The organism is Streptomyces sp. DI166, assembly GCF_900091315.1.
Classification (GTDB): Bacteria; Actinomycetota; Actinomycetes; order Streptomycetales; family Streptomycetaceae; genus Streptomyces; species Streptomyces fuscus.
Genome location: NZ_FLSP01000060.1, coordinates 25,698 through 42,484, shown reverse-complemented (window position 1 = coordinate 42,484; position 16,787 = coordinate 25,698). Strand labels below are relative to the sequence as shown.

16 protein-coding genes are annotated in these 16,787 nt (G+C 71.0%); 6 read left to right on the top strand and 10 right to left on the bottom strand.

Going from position 1 to position 16,787, the window contains the following annotated elements; genetic code table 11:
• Positions 1-16: 16 nt before the first annotated feature.
• Both GA0115233_RS26035 and fdxA read right to left on the bottom strand, forming a co-directional pair.
• Entirely contained in the window at positions 17-1,111 is a 1,095-nt protein-coding gene (locus GA0115233_RS26035) for a bifunctional succinyldiaminopimelate transaminase/glutamate-prephenate aminotransferase (protein ID WP_093722732.1), read from the bottom strand.
• A gap of 115 nt (positions 1,112-1,226) precedes the next feature.
• Positions 1,227-1,547 carry a ferredoxin gene (gene fdxA / locus GA0115233_RS26030; protein WP_018571242.1) on the bottom strand — a complete coding sequence of 107 codons (321 nt, stop codon included), beginning with the start codon at positions 1,545-1,547 and terminating at the stop codon, positions 1,227-1,229.
• A 140-nt stretch (positions 1,548-1,687) separates the two neighbouring features.
• Between fdxA and GA0115233_RS26025 the strand changes: the two genes are divergently transcribed.
• Both GA0115233_RS26025 and GA0115233_RS26020 read left to right on the top strand, forming a co-directional pair.
• Positions 1,688-2,701, top strand: a complete 1,014-nt coding sequence (locus GA0115233_RS26025; protein WP_093722731.1) for a GNAT family N-acetyltransferase — start codon at positions 1,688-1,690, stop codon at positions 2,699-2,701.
• 30 nt (positions 2,702-2,731) lie between these two features.
• Positions 2,732-3,583, top strand: coding sequence for a transglutaminase family protein (locus tag GA0115233_RS26020; protein ID WP_093722730.1), 852 nt, complete (start codon positions 2,732-2,734; stop codon positions 3,581-3,583).
• Positions 3,584-3,725: 142 nt separating this feature from the next.
• Here the strand turns inward: GA0115233_RS26020 and GA0115233_RS26015 are convergent, their stop codons facing one another.
• The 5 genes from GA0115233_RS26015 to GA0115233_RS25995 form a co-directional block, all read right to left on the bottom strand.
• Positions 3,726-5,852, bottom strand: coding sequence for a hypothetical protein (locus GA0115233_RS26015; protein ID WP_176711940.1), 2,127 nt, complete (start codon positions 5,850-5,852; stop codon positions 3,726-3,728).
• 160 nt (positions 5,853-6,012) lie between these two features.
• Positions 6,013-6,426 (bottom strand): DUF6113 family protein, encoded by a 414-nt coding sequence (locus GA0115233_RS26010; protein WP_093722728.1) that lies wholly within the window; start codon positions 6,424-6,426, stop codon positions 6,013-6,015.
• Entirely contained in the window at positions 6,423-7,280 is an 858-nt protein-coding gene (gene mshB, locus GA0115233_RS26005; protein WP_093722727.1) for an N-acetyl-1-D-myo-inositol-2-amino-2-deoxy-alpha-D-glucopyranoside deacetylase, read from the bottom strand. The genes GA0115233_RS26010 and mshB overlap by 4 nt, the downstream gene beginning before the upstream one ends.
• A 146-nt stretch (positions 7,281-7,426) precedes the next feature.
• Positions 7,427-7,684 carry a hypothetical protein gene (locus tag GA0115233_RS26000; protein ID WP_093722726.1) on the bottom strand — a complete coding sequence of 86 codons (258 nt, stop codon included), beginning with the start codon at positions 7,682-7,684 and terminating at the stop codon, positions 7,427-7,429.
• Positions 7,681-8,028: a hypothetical protein gene (locus GA0115233_RS25995; protein ID WP_093722745.1), complete on the bottom strand. Its 348-nt coding sequence runs from the start codon at positions 8,026-8,028 to the stop codon at positions 7,681-7,683. Before GA0115233_RS25995 ends, GA0115233_RS26000 begins: the two co-directional genes overlap by 4 nt.
• A gap of 396 nt (positions 8,029-8,424) precedes the next feature.
• Here GA0115233_RS25995 and GA0115233_RS25990 point away from each other — a divergent pair, with 396 nt between their 5' ends.
• Positions 8,425-8,724 carry an NIPSNAP family protein gene (locus tag GA0115233_RS25990; RefSeq protein ID WP_093722725.1) on the top strand — a complete coding sequence of 100 codons (300 nt, stop codon included), beginning with the start codon at positions 8,425-8,427 and terminating at the stop codon, positions 8,722-8,724.
• Between the two features lie 8 nt (positions 8,725-8,732).
• On the opposite strand, the gene GA0115233_RS25985 is transcribed toward GA0115233_RS25990, so the two are convergent.
• Both GA0115233_RS25985 and GA0115233_RS25980 read right to left on the bottom strand, forming a co-directional pair.
• Complete coding sequence (locus GA0115233_RS25985; RefSeq protein WP_255310352.1) at positions 8,733-12,296, bottom strand: NACHT and WD repeat domain-containing protein; 3,564 nt, start codon at positions 12,294-12,296, stop codon at positions 8,733-8,735.
• Between the two features lie 89 nt (positions 12,297-12,385).
• Positions 12,386-12,871, bottom strand: a complete 486-nt coding sequence (locus tag GA0115233_RS25980) for an ATP-binding protein (protein WP_255310351.1) — start codon at positions 12,869-12,871, stop codon at positions 12,386-12,388.
• Between the two features lie 162 nt (positions 12,872-13,033).
• Here GA0115233_RS25980 and GA0115233_RS25975 point away from each other — a divergent pair, with 162 nt between their 5' ends.
• Positions 13,034-13,900 carry a helix-turn-helix domain-containing protein gene (locus GA0115233_RS25975; RefSeq protein WP_093722723.1) on the top strand — a complete coding sequence of 289 codons (867 nt, stop codon included), beginning with the start codon at positions 13,034-13,036 and terminating at the stop codon, positions 13,898-13,900.
• Positions 13,897-14,100, top strand: a complete 204-nt coding sequence (locus tag GA0115233_RS25970) for a DUF397 domain-containing protein (protein WP_093722722.1) — start codon at positions 13,897-13,899, stop codon at positions 14,098-14,100. The genes GA0115233_RS25975 and GA0115233_RS25970 overlap by 4 nt, the downstream gene beginning before the upstream one ends.
• A 157-nt stretch (positions 14,101-14,257) precedes the next feature.
• Here GA0115233_RS25970 and GA0115233_RS25965 read toward each other — a convergent pair whose 3' ends face one another.
• Positions 14,258-14,452, bottom strand: coding sequence for a hypothetical protein (locus GA0115233_RS25965; RefSeq protein ID WP_093722721.1), 195 nt, complete (start codon positions 14,450-14,452; stop codon positions 14,258-14,260).
• Between the two features lie 185 nt (positions 14,453-14,637).
• On the opposite strand from GA0115233_RS25965, the gene GA0115233_RS25960 reads away from it, so the two are divergent.
• On the top strand, positions 14,638-16,761 hold the full coding sequence (locus GA0115233_RS25960; protein WP_093722720.1) for a S9 family peptidase: 2,124 nt from the start codon (positions 14,638-14,640) through the stop codon (positions 16,759-16,761).
• The last annotated feature ends 26 nt before the right edge of the window (positions 16,762-16,787 follow it).

Here is a 16,787-nt window from a genome sequence, read left to right as displayed (position 1 = left end):
GGCCCCTTCCTGCCGTCTACTGAAGCCGCCGTACGGCCTCCTGGACCCGCTCGTCCGTCGCCGTGAACGCCACGCGGACGTACTGCTCGCCCGCCTCGCCGTAGAAGTCGCCGGGCGCCACCAGGATGCCCAGCTCGGCCAGGTGGGCCACGGTCTGCCAGCAGGACTCCCCGCGCGTCGCCCACAGGTAGAGGCTGGCCTCGCTGTGCTCGATACGGAAGCCGTGGCCGGTCAGGGCGGCGCGCAGGGCCTCGCGGCGGGCCGCGTAGCGCTCGCGCTGGACGCGGACGTGCTCGTCGTCGCCGAGGGCCGCGATCACGGCCGCCTGGGTCGGCGCGGAGGTCATCATGCCGCCGTGCTTGCGGATCTCCAGCAGCGGGGCGAGGACGGCCGGGTCGCCCGCGAGGAAGGCCGCGCGGTACCCGGCGAGGTTGGAGCGCTTGGACAGGGAGTGGACGGCCACGATTCCCTCGTAGGAACCGCCGTTGACGTCCGGGTGCAGGACCGAGACCGGGTCGGCCTCCCAGCCCAGCTCCAGATAGCACTCGTCGGAGAAGAGCAGGACGCCGTGCTCGCGCGCCCAGGCGACGATCCGGGTCAGCTCCTCCTTGGACAGCACCTTGCCCGTCGGGTTCGACGGGGAGTTGAGCCACAGGAGCTTCAGGCCCTCGGGGTCCAGCCCGGTCGGGTCGTCGTAGACCTCGTAGTCGGCGCGGGCGAGGCGGGCGCCGACCTCGTAGGTGGGGTAGGCCAGACGCGGGTAGGCGACCCGGTCGCCGGGGCCGAGGCCGAGCTGGGTGGGGAGCCAGGCGACGAGTTCCTTGGAGCCGACGATCGGCAGGACGTGCCGGTGCGTCACCTCGCGGGCGCCGAGCCGCCGCTCCACCCAGCCGGTGATCGCGTCGCGCAGCTCCGGGGTGCCCCAGACCGTCGGGTAGCCGGGTGAGTCGGCCGCCGCGATCAGCGCTTTCTGGATCAGCTCGGGGACCGGGTCGACCGGGGTGCCGACGGACAGGTCGACGATGCCGCCCGGGTGGGCCGCAGCCGTCGCCTTGTAGGGCGTCAGCTTGTCCCAGGGAAAGGTGGGGAGACGGTCGGAGACTGCGGACACGGGATCAGGCTCTCTTTCTCGTCCGTACGGCAAACGCCTCGGCCCCGCACGGCGATCCGGGCGGATCGGGCCGTGCGGGACCGAGGCGGCACAGCTGTGCGGGCCGCTTGCGTAATTACTCGGCCTGCGGCGGGAGCGCGGCGACGAAGGGGTGGTCGCGCTCGATCAGGCCCAGCTTGCTGGCGCCGCCGGGAGAGCCGAGCTCGTCGAAGAACTCGACGTTCGCCTTGTAGTAGTCCTTCCACTCCTCCGGCACGTCGTCCTCGTAGAAGATCGCCTCGACCGGGCAGACCGGCTCGCAGGCACCGCAGTCGACGCATTCGTCCGGGTGGATGTACAAGGACCGCTGGCCCTCGTAGATGCAGTCGACCGGGCACTCCTCGATGCACGCCTTGTCCTTGACGTCGACACAAGGCTGCGCGATGACGTAGGTCACGCTGTCGTTCCTCCTCGATAGGGCGCTGGCGGGCCTCCGCAGGCTCCGCCGCCTGGCGCGCGGGAGCGCGGCGTCGTCGATGCCCGCCCCTAGTATCTCCGTTCTTGGGCATGATCCGAACAGGAGGGGTGAACTGACCTGTGGAAATCTCAGCGACGGGGCGCCTTGAGGTCCGTATCACCGCTGCTGACGTGGGTAAACGGGTCTCGGTGCGACGCCTGAACGATCCTGCGCGGGCGGGTGAGAAGTTCACCGACACGGTGGGTGTTCTCGCATCATGGGACGACGGTGTGCTCGTGATCACACGGAAGAGTGGCGAAACCGTCCGGATCGCGGAATCCTCGCTGGTCGCGGGGAAGGTTGTGCCGAGCGCCCCGGCCCGCCGCCGCGGACCCGCCGCCTCCTACGAGGAACTGGCGCGCGTCTCCACGCGCGCGTGGCGGCCGGTGGAGAGCGAGCGGCTCGGCGCGTGGGAGCTGCGCGCCGCCTCCGGCTTCACCCGGCGCGCCAACTCCGCGCTTCCGCTGGGCGACCCGGGCCTGCCCCTGGACGACGCCCTGACGGCCGTACGGCGCTGGTACGCCGCGCGCGGGCTGCCCGCCTACGTGCAGACCGCGACGGGCGCCGAGGGGACGCAGGAGCTGCTCTGCGCGGAGCTGGAGAAACGGGGCTGGACGCGGGAGGTGACCGCCGAGCTGTGGATCGGCTCGCTGGCGCCGCTCGCGGACCGGGAGGAGCCCGCCGGGGTGGTGCTGTCCCGGACGGCCGACGAGGCGTGGCTGGCCCGCTACCAGCGCAAGGGGCTGAGCGACGTCGCCCTGAAGGTGCTCGGCAGCGGTCCCTCGGTGTGGTTCGCGACGGTCCCGGGGGACGGCGACGTGCCGGCGGCGATCGGGCGGTGCGTGGTCGACGGGCGCTGGGCGGGGTTCGCCGCCGTCGAGGTCGATCCGGCGCTGCGGCGCCGGGGGCTCGCCTCCGCCGTGATGGCCGCGCTGGCCGGGCGGGCGCTGGAGGAGGGGGCGTCGGCGGCCTGGTTGCAGGTCGAGGCGGACAACACCGGGGCCCGAGCGCTGTACGCGGGGATGGGATTCGCCGCGCACCACGCCTACCACCACTACCGAGAGCCGGGGAACTCCTCCGGCTCGGGCCGGTAACCGATCGCCGTGAGAGGGCACGACCCTGCTATGCCTTCCCCCTGTCCCCCGCCGCCCGGACGCTCGGCCGAACTGCGCCGCCGGTTCGCCGACGAGGCCCGCTGCGAGCGGCCCGATCTGTCGACGCTGTGCCTGCTGGTGGGCGCCGAGGCGGACGGTGCCCTGGACGAGGCGGGCATGGACGCCGCGCAGGTGGAGCTGGACCGGCTGGCGGGGCTGCTGCCCTTCCGGCCCGGCGGGGCGCGCGCCTGGGCCGCGTCTCTGCGCGAGCTGCTCGGCGACCGGCTCGGCTTCCACGGCACCCCGGCGGACTACCAGCGGCTGGAGTCCTCGCTGCTGCACGAGGTGCTGCGGCGGCGGCGCGGGTTGCCGATCCTGCTGTCGGTGGTGTGGCTGGAGGTGGCCCGCCGGGCGGGGGCACCGGTGTACGGGCTGGCCCTGCCGGGGCACTTCGTCGTGGGGTTCGGGGAGCCGGACGAGGAGGTCCTGGCCGACCCGTTCAACGGGGGCCGCGCGCTGACGGGGGCCGACGCGGAGCTGCTGGTGGCCGGGGCCACGGGGACGGGGCTCGATCCGTCGATGCTGGTGCCCGCGACCACGCTGGAGGTGGTCGCGCGGATCCTGAACAACATCCGCGCCTGGGCCGCGGCCCGCCCGGAGCGCTCGGACGTGGCCCTGTGGGCCGTGGAACTGGCCCTGCTGCTGCCCTCGCACCCGGCCCGGCTGCGCTATGAGCGCGCGCAGCTGCTGGTGCAGCGCGGCGACTTCCTCACGGGCGCGGCGGAGCTGGAGGCGTACGCGGGGGTGCTGGAGGCGGTCGACGCCCCGGGCGCGGAGCGGGTACGCCGACAGGCGCAGGCGGCACGGGCGATGCTGAACTGAGCCGCCTGCACCACGGCTCCCTCGCCTCCGCCACGGCTCCCTCGCCTCCGCCACGGCTCCCGCGTCTCCGCCACGGCTCCCGTGCCTTCGGGACGCGCCGCGGCGCCGGACGAGGTCAGGTCGTCCGGCGCCGCGGGGCCGGTCAGTTCGGGGTGGTGTCGATGACCACCGTGCGCTCGGCCGCGGTCTTGCCGCGCAGGGCCTGGCGCAGCGCGACGACCACGTCGTTGGGGGTGACCTCGGTCTTCTTGCCGGTGCCCCGGGTGATCAGGACGCCGTCGAAGGTGGTGCCATAGGCCTCCTTGAGCGCCTTCAGGTCGTAGGTGTCGACGAGCTTTCCGTTGACGGCCTTGACGCCGAGGATCTTGGGCAGGGACAGCTTGCCGAAGTTGATGCTGTGCGCCGGGTCCGTCTGCACGGTGGCGAGGCCGGACATCGCGGGTTCGGCGAACTCCTTCATCATCCGGTCGACCTCGGCCTTGGAGACCGTGGGCTCCTTGGTCGTGGTGGCGACCTTGACCGCGGGCGCCGCGCCGGTCTCGACCTGGGTGCGGTACGCCTCCTCGACCGCGGCGGTCGACCTGGCGACGTCGATGCCCTCGCCCGGCTTGCCGTACACGGCGACCGCCTTGCCGGTGTCGAAGGTAATGGTGCCCTCGGTCACCGTGCCGGCGCCGCCCGCCGCGTTCTCCAGGGCGGCGGCCAGCTTCTCCTCGTCGACCGGCATGACCGGCTCGACCACGCGCTTCTGGCCGAAGAGCGAGCCGATCACGGAGACCGGGTTGTAGTCGCTCTTCGCCGCGGAGCTGGCGGTGGCCGCCGCGTCGAGCTGGAGCCCGGCCTGGTCCGGCTTGAGGGTGACGGTCTTGTCCCCGACCGTCAGCTTCAGCGCCTTGTTGACGCGCCCGCCGAAGGCGTCGTCGAGCTTCTGGACGGCGTCGTCACGGGTGCCGCCGCCGATGTCGACGCCGAGCACGGTGGTGCCCTTGGGTACGTCGGAGTGGTTCATCAGCAGGCCCGCGCCGTAGACGCCGCCCGCCAGGACGATCACACCGCCGGTGAGCAGGCCCAGCTTGCCGCGGCCCTTCTTCTTCGGCGCGGGCGCCGAGGGCACGTTCTGGGCGACGGGCTCGGGGAGCTTGGGCGGCTGGTGGGGCAGGGGGCCGTCGGTGAGCGCGCCGGGAGCGTCGAAGGGGGTGCCGCCGGACGGGACGACCGGGATGCCGCTGGTGACGGTGTGCCCGGAGACGTTGCCCCCGGGGTTGCCGTAGCCCGGGGTGCCCGGTTCGGGGGCCGGCTTCTGCGGGGTGAGGATCGCGGTGTCGTCGCTCAGGCCGCCGCCGGGGGCGTACATGCCGGGGGCGGCGGCGCCGTTGACCGGGGGCACCGTCGGGCCGTCGCCGGTGACGGGGCCGGTGGTCGGGCCCGCCGGGCCGTGCGTGCCGCTCGCGCCGCCGGGGACCGCCGGTCCGCCGGGTCCGTTGAAGCCGCCCGGGGTGGCGGGGCCGCCGTAGCTGTTCTGCCCGTTCTGAGTGCTCTGGCCGTTCTGTCCGTTGCCCGCGAAGTACGGCAGCTCGTCGCGGCGGGGTTCGTCGGCGGCGCGGCTCGCGGCGAGCGCCTCGGTCACGTCGAAGGAGCCGGTGCCGCCGCCGTGACCGGGAGCCACCGGTCCACCGGTCGCACCGCCCGGAAGCCCGGAACCGTTGCTCGCGCCCTTGGACGGGCCGGGACGGGGGCCGCTCTGCGCGCTCATCGCGGCGACGCCGCCACCGGACGTACCCCCGGCCGGGCGGGGTGCCGAAGGAGCGGTGCCGGTTCCGGAACCTCCGGGCGTTTTGCCCCCGTTGGTCTGGCTGCTGCTCTGACCGGCCTTCGGGGGCCCGGACTTGCGCGGGGCGAACCAGTCGCTCGTCTTCTCCTCGGCGGCCGGGGCCACCGGTTCGGCGGGCGGCTCGGGGGCACGCGTGGCGGTGGTGCCGCCCGGGGCGGAGGGGGCCTCGGGGTCGGTGGAGTGCTCGGCGGTGTCGGAGTCCACGACGGGCTTGCGCACCACGACCGGCGGAATGGGCCGCGATCCGGGGATGTTGATCCGGATCCGGGTCGTCAGTGTGGTCTCGGTCTTGCGTTCCTCCGGCCGCGCGGCCGAACGGCCCGATTCCGGACCGCCGTCGGGAACCGCAGGCGTCCCGTAAGGCGGCGTGCCCGAGGGGTAAGCGGCTCCGCCGCGCCCGTTGGGCCCGGAGGACGGACTGTCAGTTTCACGACTCAAGGCAGGTTCTCCCGGTTGGCTCCGCCGCCCGACACGACCTCACTGCTCCGGGCGGCTCGGCGGCGCGCACCACCATACTGGCCACTTCTGGCCCGTATCCCACGACCGCCGGGGAAACCCACACGGGACTCGCACGTGCGCGACGCGGAGAAGTGGTACGTCACTTGCCAAGTCGGACGCCGTCGTCGTCCGGTTGCCGCACCGGCGCGAGGGTGGCGCACATCACAGCCGCGACCATGCCGCCGAGCAGGAAGACATAGGAGCCGCCGTCCGAGGCGAAGACGAAGTCGCCCTCCGGACGGGTGGTGGTGAGCAGGATGACGGTGACCATCCAGCCGCCGGCGGGAGCGACCGCGCCGCCCCGGCCGCGCATCGCGAGCGCGCCGCCGAGGCAGAGGCCGATCTCACCCGCGAGGGCGAGCAGCAGTCCGAGCGGGAACCAGGCGGCCTGCACCAGCGCGCCCGCGACCCCGACGACCGCGCCCAGCAGGAACAGACCGAACAGCAGTACGGCCCGGCGCGGGGAAGGGGCCCTCAGGGGCTGGGCGAGCATGGAGGTCTGTCCGCTCTTCATCGCGGGTCCCCGATTCCGGCGAACAGGTCGGTCTCGGGCGTACCGGACCGCTCCCCTCGCACCAACTCGTAGTACTCGGTGGTGAAGACGGGCTGGGCGAGTTCGTTGGAGAGGACGAAGTACTCGCCGGAGACCTCGATCTGGGTGGCGTGGGCGGCCATCGCGGCGAGCTTGGCGGCGGTGTGCGCGGTGCCGTCGACGACGGTGGTGATCCGCTCGTCGTCCACGACTCCGGGAACGTCGTCGAGTACCGCCGTCTTGGTGAAGGGCAGGTCGGGCAGGGCGTCCCGGAGCCGGTCGAAGGCCTGCTCCCCCACGCTGCGCGGCACCCGGTTCCAGTACACCTTCTCGATCGGGACGCCGGCCTCGGCGGCGAGTTCGGCGGCGCGCATGGCGACGCGGTGCGCCTGGATGTGGTCCGGGTGGCCGTAGCCGCCGTTCTCGTCGTAGGTGACCAGCACCTGCGGCCGGACCTCGCGGATCACGTCCAGCAGGTACCCGGCGGCCTCGTCGACGTCCGCCTGCCAGAAGCAGTGCGGGTCGTCGTTGTCGGGCAAGCCCATCATCCCGGAGTCGCAGTAGCGGCCGGGACCGCCGAGCAGACGGAAGTCGTCGACACCGAGCGCGCGCATGGCCTCGGTCAGCTCGCCCAGGCGGTACTCACCGAGGGCGGCGCCGGACAGATGCGCGAGACCGGGCGGAATGACCTCACCCCGCTCACCGAGCGTGCAGGTGACCAGGGTCACGTGGGCACCCTGGGCGGAGTACGCGGCCATGGTCGCGCCGTTGTTGATCGACTCGTCGTCCGGGTGCGCGTGCACCAGCAGCAGACGCCGGGCGGGCAGTTCCGTCATGGGGCCACCCTACGAGGCCCGCGGCCTCCACCGCCCGCCCGCCGGCTCCGGGGTGCGGCTCACTCCTCGTCGTCGAGCACGTGGGCGGTCGCGAGGGCAGTGGTCAATGGCAGCGACGGCTTGTACTCACGCAAGCTGCGAAAAAGTCAGAACCCGAGATAGGTGATCTGCACCACGTAGACGCGCTCGCTGCGCACCACGACCTGGTACGTGAACATGCCGCCGGGGACGATGAGATCGCCCCCTTTGGGGTCGAGACCATCATGTGCTCGACCGTGAACGTGAAATGCTTCGGCGGCTCTGACCAGCTCCTCTGCCCGTCTCGCCACCTCGGCGAGGAAATCGCCCGGAGCAGTGCGGGCGGCTTCCTCAGCACCGAACGCGTACTCCCATTTCCAACTCACCCGCCGACTGCCTTCATGGCTTCGTCCAGGACGGCGCTCAGCTCACGCAGAGCCTCCCGGGCGATGACGGAGTCCTCGTGTTCGAGATTCGCCCGCGCGCGCGAGAGGCGGGCGGACAACTCGGGCCGCCGGGCGATCTCGATATCCCTGGCCCAGGTGAGTACCCAGCTCTGCACCGGGCTCAGGGACTGCCACTCGACCGCCTTGGCGAAGGCGTCGTCCTTCGTGGCCTGCATCTCCTCCAGCCGCGAAGGGTCGACGACGGCAAGCGCCGCGCGCAGGGCATCCGGAGTCTGCTCGGGGCGGGGGATCAGCTCACGTCCATGGTCGGCCTGAGTGCTCATGGTGTCCTCCCGTACGTGCCCTGGCCAGATTATCCGGCCCGAGAGACGGGGCTGGGGCGCGACGGGCTCGGGCTGCGGCAACGGGAGAGCGGCGCTCACGACAGCGCCACCGGGCCGACGCAATGATGGCTCGGCCGGGGCCCGCCAAGGTTCCGCGTATCCATCGGGAAGTCCTTGTCTTCCTCGGTGGTCAGGCCCTCGCACTGGGATGGCAGTCCCGGCGGGGGCCGTCACATGTCTGCGGTTGTGCAGCTCTGAGCGTAGGGCAGACAAAGGATCCCGAATCCAGCGGAGTTGGCGAATTCATTCGCGTGAGTGAGCGTGTGTCCTGGCACGCGATCGTTGGCGCCAAGGAGTTCCGCCGCGCCGAGGCGTGCGGTCGGGAAGGATGTCCTCATGCCGAAGACCACGCAGTTGCGCACGTACACCGTCCGGGATGGCCTGCTCGACGAGTGGGTGGAGCGCTGGCGCGAGGAAATCGTGCCGCTTCGACTGAAGTTGGGGTTCACTCTCGGGGGTGCCTGGGTCGACCGGCAGCACAACCAGTTCATCTGGCTCATCTCCTACGACGGTCCGGAGACCTTCACCGAGCGCAACGCGCTGTACTGGGCAGCGCCCGAACGTGAAGCCATGGGTCTGGACCCGGACCACTACCTCATCAGCACCGAGGAACGCACCGTCGAGGTGGCGTACTGAGCACGCCCTCACCCGGGATCGGCAGGCAGCAGATACTGGCGCCGCTCCTCGCGGGTGAGGGTGCGGAAGACCCTTCCCCGGGCCGTCGCCTCAAGTCGGTCGAGGTCCGGTTCTGCCAGCCACACCCGAGCAGTGCCGTCGACCGAGCCGGTCAAGAGGCGCGTACCGTCCGGGGACCAGGCCACTGAGGTCACCCTGTCCTGGTGCACACCGACGACCGCGAGCTCCTCAAGAGTGCCGGCGGACCAGACGCGCACCGTGCGGTCGTCGGCACCTGTGGCGATGTGCCTGCCGTCCGGTGACCAGGCGACCGCACGCACCCGTCCCTCGTGCCCCTTGAGCACCTCGATACGCCGTCCGGTGAACACGTCCCACACGGCGGCTGTCCAGTCCCCGGAAGCGGTGGCGATCCTGGTCTCGTCCGGGGACCAGGCCGCGTCCTCCACGTAGTTCTCGTGGCCGCGCAGCACCGTGAGCTGGCGCCCCTCAGCGATGTCCCACAGCCTGCACGTGCGGTCGTCGGAGCAGCTTGCGAGCAGCCGTCCACTGGGCGCCCAGGCGACGCGGCCGACCCAGTCCTGATGCTCCGTGAACTTCAGCAGCTCGGCGCCGTCCGGGACGGACAGCACCCGCACAGCGCCGTCATGACTGCCGATGGCGATCCGTCCGCCGCTCGGAGCCCAGGCACACCCCTCCACCGCCGCACCGCACTGTTCGAAGAGGGTGTGCCCCCGCCCGTCGACCACCCTGAAGAGGCCGTCGCTCGTACCGAGGGCGAGCCGTTCCCCCTGCGGAGCCGAGGCGACAGCCCAGACCCGGTCAGCCACCCGTGCGACCGACCCGGCCGGCGTGCCGGTGGCCGCGTCCCACATCCTGACGGTGCCGTCGTCCGACGCCGTGGCGATACGGCTGCCGTCCGCGCACCAGGTGGCCTGGTTCACCGGTCCCCCGTGTCCGTCGGCCATGACAGCCTCGGCGCCACGCGGACGCAGACTCCATATCCGTCCGGTGCCGTCGGTGGAACTGCTGGCGAGCATCGTCCCGCAGGGCGACCAGGCAACGCCCCACACCGTGTCCGCATGCCCGCGCAGCACAGCCACGACTTTGGCGTCCTCGGTGTCGGCGATGCGAATCGTCCGATCCGAAGAGGCGGTGGCGAGCATCCGCCCCTCCGGTGACCAGGCCAGATTCCACACGTAGTCGGTGTGGCCCCGCAGCAGCAGGCGCAGAGCACCGCTTCCGGCATCCCAGATACGGGCCGTATGGTCACCGGACCCGGTGGCGACGAACCGTCCGTCCGGCGACCAGGCAATGCCCTCGACGAAGTCCGAGTGGCCGGTGAGGGTGGTGGTCGCCGCACCGGTCGGCAGATCCCACACGATCGCCGTCTGGTCGTGCGACGCGGAAGCGAGCCGGTTGCCGTCGGGCGACCAGGCCACACCCCACACGTCGTCGGCGTGACCGCGCAGTTCGTGGGCGAGACGCCCGGTGCCGCACTCCCAGACGCGCACGATTCGGTCTTTGGAACTCGCCGCGACATGTCTTCCGTCCGGGGACCAGGCCACCTGCCTGTTGATGTCTCCGGCGCCGGTCAGCAGCCGTACCGGCTCTCCCGAGGCGGCGTCCCAGATCCGTACGACACGGTCGCGGCCGGTCGTGGCCACCATGGTCGAGTCCGGTGACCAGGCAACGGACTCGACCATGACGCCGTCGCACGGCAGCACCGACCGCGCCCGGCCGGACGGCGCGTCGTAGATGCGCCCGGTGCCGTCGCGGGACGCCGTTGCCAGCATGCGGCCGTCCGGTGACCACGCGATGTCCCGGACCGTGTCCGTGTGCCCGTCGAGCCGGGCGCGCACGTGGCTCGCCGCCAGCGCTGTCATCAGCCCACGCCCGGCCGAGGCCGTCGGCGCACACTCACCGAGCGCGGCGAGCGACAGGAGGATGGAGAGCTCGGGCTCGGTCTCGGCACTCAGCAGCACATGGCGGCCGATGCTGTCGGAGACCTGCTTCAGGTACGTCAGGTCGCGCCGTTGGGACGACTCGACAAGCGCACGGCTGGGCTCGGATGCCTGACCGGCCTCTTCCAGGGCCTGGAGCCAGCGCCGGGCGGCGGTGAGACGTTCCCCGGTGAGAAGGTAATCGTCGCTGCGTCCAGCCCTCTCCCAGTCCGCCGCCCACCGCTCAAGTTCGGCCCGCTCGCGAAGCCGTTCCGCATACGCCTCGACCTCCTGACGCAGCGGCGCCCACTGACGGAACAGCGCCTCGTGCGTAACCTGCCCGCAGGGCTCACCGCCCTCGATCGCGGGGTCATTTCCGCCGCCCGTCACGTCGGTACGCAGCAACCGGGCCTCGACGAAGGCGTCGACGACATCGCGTTCACGCTCGTCGAGTTCCGCCAGCGGCACACGGCGGCGGGCGACGTCCTGCCCCTCCACAGTGACGAAGCGGAGCAGTACCCGGAGCACGAAGTCGATGCCAATGCCGGTGCCGAGCGCGGTGACGGTGTTGTCGGCCTGCCGTGCCAGCGCTCCCGGTACGCCGCCGAGCCGCCGGTACACCTCCTCGGTCACGGTCCCGCCGCTACCGGCCGCGTAATAGAGCTCCTGGAGGAGGTAGGCGAGCAGCGGCAGGGCGTCGTCCGTACCCGTCTCGCTCACGATGGAGTCGACGGCCCCGGGCTCAAAGCGAAGGCCGACGAGGGCTCCCGGCCGTTCCACGACCTCGACGAGTTGCGCACGGTCCAATGTGCCAATGACGACGGGGTGCTGAAGGAGATCCGCATGGCCGGTCAGAAGAACCCTCCCGAGGAGATCGACCCGCAGAGTGACCAGGACACGAATTGCCGAATCCTGCTCGACGCACGTGCGCAGTGCCGCCATGAACTGCTCACGGTCACGTTCCCCCGCCTGGGTGACGATCTCCTCGAACTGGTCGACCACGAGCAGTACCCGGCGGAACCGTCCCCCACGGAGCCGGGACAGCTCCTCCCGCAACGTGTCGGGCCCTTGGCGCAGCCTCCGCAGCACGGCGCTCGCCGACTCGTGCCCGCCCGCAGCGGCGGCCAGCGCACCCGCCAGCGCGCCCAGCGGACTGACACCGGGCGCGAAGGCCGGCACAACGGTCCATCGGCGCTCCCGGAGCCTGGGCATCACTCCGGCCCTGACCAGTGAGGACTTTCCGCTGCCGGAAGCACCCACCAGCACCACGAACCGATCCGCGGGGCGAGCCGCCGTGATGTGCAGTCGGCGGGCCAGTTCGGCGGCCTGGGCCTCCCGCCCGAAGTAGACAGCGGCCTCGTCCTCGTCGAACGCGTCGAGCCCCGGATAGGGCACGCGGTCTCGCGGCCACTCGATCCGGGGCGGCGCGGGGTTCTCCAGCCGGTAGACCACGACCTGGCCCACCACGAGCGCCACGATGAGAACGGCGACGGCCGGGACAGCGAACCGCTGAATGGTCCCGAACCCCCAGGGCGCCTCATCCGTGCTGGTCGCGTAATTGGTGGCGATCCCGAACAGGCATGCCACCAGAGCGAGCACGATCTGGAGCGCGACCTGCATGCGGTTCCTCATCGGCGACCGCTCATCGCCGCACAGCCGCTCTCCAGCACGCTCGCCCCCGGTTCCCCGACTCCGACAGTCAGCGTGACGTAGTCACGCCGTCACGCATCCATGACCATCTTCTGGGGCTTCCGCGGAGCGTTCAACGGAGGGCACGGATTTCGGCCGCCCGGGCAGCAAACTGGCGGGAGTTCGACCTCGGCCCACACCGTCTTGCGCGGGTGAGCACCGAGCGCCCAGCCCCAGCGAGTGGAGAAGGCATCGACGAGACGCAGGCCGTGGCCGGTCCCGTAGCAGGGCCGACGGTCCCCGGCGGTGTCCGTCACCTCGATACGGAGCGTCTGCGCGACGACGTACAGCAGCAGCCGGAAGTCCCTTCCGGGCACGCGACCGTGCGTGACCGCGTTCAGCGCTAGTTCGGCCACGATCTGCCGGGCCGGGTCCAACGGCAGCCCCCAGGCACGAAGTTGCTCCACCGCCAGTAGCCGCGCCAGTCGGGCGCCGCGAGGCGTGGGCGACAACTGCACGCTGAAGTTGCGGATGTGCTGGTGGGCTTGGGATTCGGAGGTGGGAGTTTCCTGGATCACGTCACTCAGAGTGGCCGCAGCCGCTTACCGTGAACAGTGACGATGCGGTTGCGTACGGTGACTGTCCGGGGGTTGTCCGGCGGTGTCCACGCTGTCGACAGGGCCGTGCGGGTAGGGCGTCGCTCGCGGAGTCACAGGACGTCACAGGACGGAGGGTGCGGGATGGCGACGGACGTCGAGGTCGTGGGTGAGGCGGACGAACCTGGGTGGGAGGTGGACCCGGACGACGAGTGGGGGATCGCGGTCATCGCCACGGTGGGGCGGCAGTTGAGGCTGCGACGCGAAGCGGTGGGAATGCGGGCGGCCGACTTCGGGAAGGCCGTCGGGTACGGCGAGGACATGGTCTACAAAATCGAGTCCGGCAAGCGGATTCCACGCCCGGAGTTCCTGGACACGGCGGACGGGGTGTTGCAGGCCGATGGACTCGTCTCCGCAATGAAGGAGGACGTGGAGAAGGTCCGGTATCCGAAGAAGGTACGGGATCTGGCCCAGATGGAGGCGAAGGCGGTCGAACTTCTGTCCTATGGGAACCACAACTTGCATGGGCTGCTTCAGACCGAGGAACACGCGAAGGCTCTGTTCGAGATGGCCCAACCGCCGCAGTCCCCCGAAGAGGTGGAGCGTGGCGTGATGGCACGCATGGCTCGAAAGTCGGTCTTCGGGCAGTCCCCTGCCCCGGTTCTCAGTTTTGTCCAAGAAGAGGTGACACTGCGCCGCCCGATCGGAGGGACGATGGTGCAGCGCCGCCAGCTCGAACACCTGCTGGAAGTAGGAAGGTTGCGCAACGTCACGATCCAAGTGATGCCGACGAGCCGGATGGAGCACGCGGGCATGAGCGGACTGATTCAGTTGCTGAAGTTCGAAGACGGTACGGCTGTCGGACGCTCCGAGGGAGCATTCAACGGTCGCCCTGTCTCCGATCCAAGGCAGCTCAGGATCCTTGAGCTGCGGTATGGCATGATCCGGGCGCAGGCTCTGACTCCGGACGAATCGTTGGCCTTCATCGAGCGCCTGCGGGGAGAGACATGATCAGCGCAACCGACAACGCTTCCGCCCTGATCTGGTTCAAGAGCAGCTACAGCGACAGCAGCGACATCAACGACTGTGTCGAGATAGCGCCCACCCCCACCACCATCCACGTCCGCGACTCCAAGAACACCGCCGGCCCCCGCCTCCGGCTCTCGCCGGAGGCCTGGGCCGACTTCGTGGCGTACGCCTCCAAGGGCTGAGGGGTACGTCGATCAGGGCGGACTGGACCTCGTGGGAGCACGCGTCGGGATCCACCCGATTGAGGGACCCTCTTCCCCGACGCCGACCATCTTGCCGCCGACGTAACGGACGCAGTCGGCGCGGCCGCCCAGGCGCCGCCAGGGGCGGAGCCGCGCGTCAGAACTTGATGCTGCCGATCATGCTCGCCACGCTCGTCGTCAGGTCGTTGATCGTGGGGGCCATCGTGGACGAGGCCAGGTAGAAACCCAGGAGGATGCAGACGACCGCGTGTCCGCCCTTCAGGCCCGACTTCTTGATCAGCAAGAAGACGATGATCGCCAGCAGCACCACCGCCGAAATCGAGAGTGCCACGGCGGCTCACCTCCAAAGAACCCAGGGACGTGGGGTCGGACAGGACGGAACTATGGGGGCAGATAAATCCATACAACGGCCAGCAGGTTCATACCCACTATGCGCTAGCGATCATAACTATCCGTACGCGCGCATCGATCGGCGCACGGCCGCACAAGGGGGCGCATGGCCAATATGGTCGGCACATGACGACGAGGTCTGACTCCTTCCCCCGACGGCACGCCCGTACCCAGCGTTTCACCCTCGGCGCGCCGCGCGCGTTCACGGTGGCGCCCGACGGTTCACGGGTCGCGTTCCTGCGCTCCTCCTCCGGCACCGACCGGGCCAACGCGCTGTGGGTGCTCGATCCCGAGGACGGCAGGGAGCGCGTGGCAGCGGACCCGCGCACGCTGCTGGACGGTACGGCGGAGCAGTTGTCCCCGCAGGAGCGCGCCCGGCGCGAACGCAGTCGTGAGGGCGGCGCCGGCATCGTCGGCTACGCCACCGACGCGGCCCTGGAGTTGGCGTCTTTCGCCTTGTCGGGGCGGCTTTTCGTGGCGGAGCTGCGAGCTGGGACGGCCCGTGAACTCCCCGCCCGGGGCCCGGTGATCGACCCGCGCCCCTCCCCCGACGGCCGTCATGTCGCCTACGTCGCGGACGGCGCCCTCAGGGTCGTCGGCGCCGAGGGCGAGGACGAACGCGTGCTCGCCGAGGAGGAGTCGGAGCAGATCTCCTACGGTCTGGCGGAGTTCATCGCGGCCGAGGAGATGGGGCGGTACAGGGGCTTCTGGTGGGGTCCAGAGTCGGACCGGCTGCTGGTCGCGCGCGTGGACGACACGCCGGTGAGCCGGTGGTGGATCTCCGATCCGGCGCATCCGGACCGCGAGCCGCAGCGGGTGGCGTACCCGCGGGCGGGCAGCGCGAACGCGGAGGTGCGGCTGTTCGTGATCGACCTCGGCGGGGGGCGCACGGAGGTGCTGTGGGACCGGGCGCGCTATCCGTATCTGGCGCATGTGCACTGGTCAGCGGCGGGTGCCCCGCTGCTGCTCGTCCAGGCGCGCGACCAGCGCAGCCAGTTGTTCCTGGCGGTGGACCCGGACACCGGCGCCACCCGGATGGTGCACGCGGACGAAGATCCAACTTGGCTTGATCTTTTCGCCGGGGTGCCCTGCTGGTCCCCCTCGGGACAGCTCGTGCGGATCGCCGACGAGGGCGGCGCACGGGTGCTCGCGGTGGGCGAACGACCCCTGACGGGTGCCCAGTTGCACGTACGTGCGGTACTGGACGTGTCCGCCGATGACGTGCTGGTCTCGGCGTCCGCCGGGGAGGACGCGGCCGAGCCGGAGATCGGCGAGGTTCATGTGTACCGGGTCAACGAGCTGGGCGTGGAGCGCGTCTCGCAGGAGCCCGGCGTGCACTCCGCGGTACGCGCCGGGGGCGTGACCGTATTGGTGTCGGCGTCGCTGGAGCGGCCGGGCGCGCAGGTACGGGTTCTGAAGGACGGGAAGCAGAAAGCCACCATCGCCTCGTATGCGGAAGATCCCGGTTTGACCCCGCGCGTGACCCTCATCGAGGGGGGCGCACGGCGCGTCCCGTGCGCCGTGCTTATGCCAACGGACTACCGCGGTGACACCTCCCTGCCGGTCCTCATGGACCCCTACGGCGGTCCGCACGGTCCGCGGGTGGTCGCCGCGCACAACGCGCTGCTGACCTCCCAGTGGTTCGCCGACCAGGGGTTCGCGGTGATCGTCGCGGACGGGCGCGGCACACCCGGCCGCTCGCCCGGCTGGGAGAAGGCCATCCATCACGACCTCACCGTCACCCTGGAGGACCAGATCGACGCCCTCCACGACCTCGCCAAGACCTACCCGCTCGATCTGTCCCGGGTCGCCGTGCGCGGCTGGTCCTTCGGCGGCTGGCTGGCGGGGCTCGCGGTGCTGCGCCGCCCGGACGTCTTCCACGCGGGGATCGCGGGGGCGCCGGTCACCGACTGGCGGCTGTACGACACCCACTACACGGAGCGGTACCTGGGCGATCCGGCGGTCAACCCCGAGTCGTACGCGCACAGTTCGCTCGTCACCGACGAGAGGCTGTCCGAACCGGCCGAGCCGCACCGGCCGTTGATGATCGTGCACGGCCTGGCCGACGACAACGTCGTCGTCGCGCACGCCCTGCGGCTGTCCTCGGCGCTGCTGTCGGCGGGCCGCCCGCACGAGGTGCTGCCGCTGTCCGGGGTGACCCACATGACCCCGCAGGAACAGGTCGCGGAGAACCTGCTGCTGCTCCAGGTCGACTTCCTGAAGCGGTCGTTGGGGATGCAGTCCGGCTGAGACGGCAACGGACCGGAGTGACATGG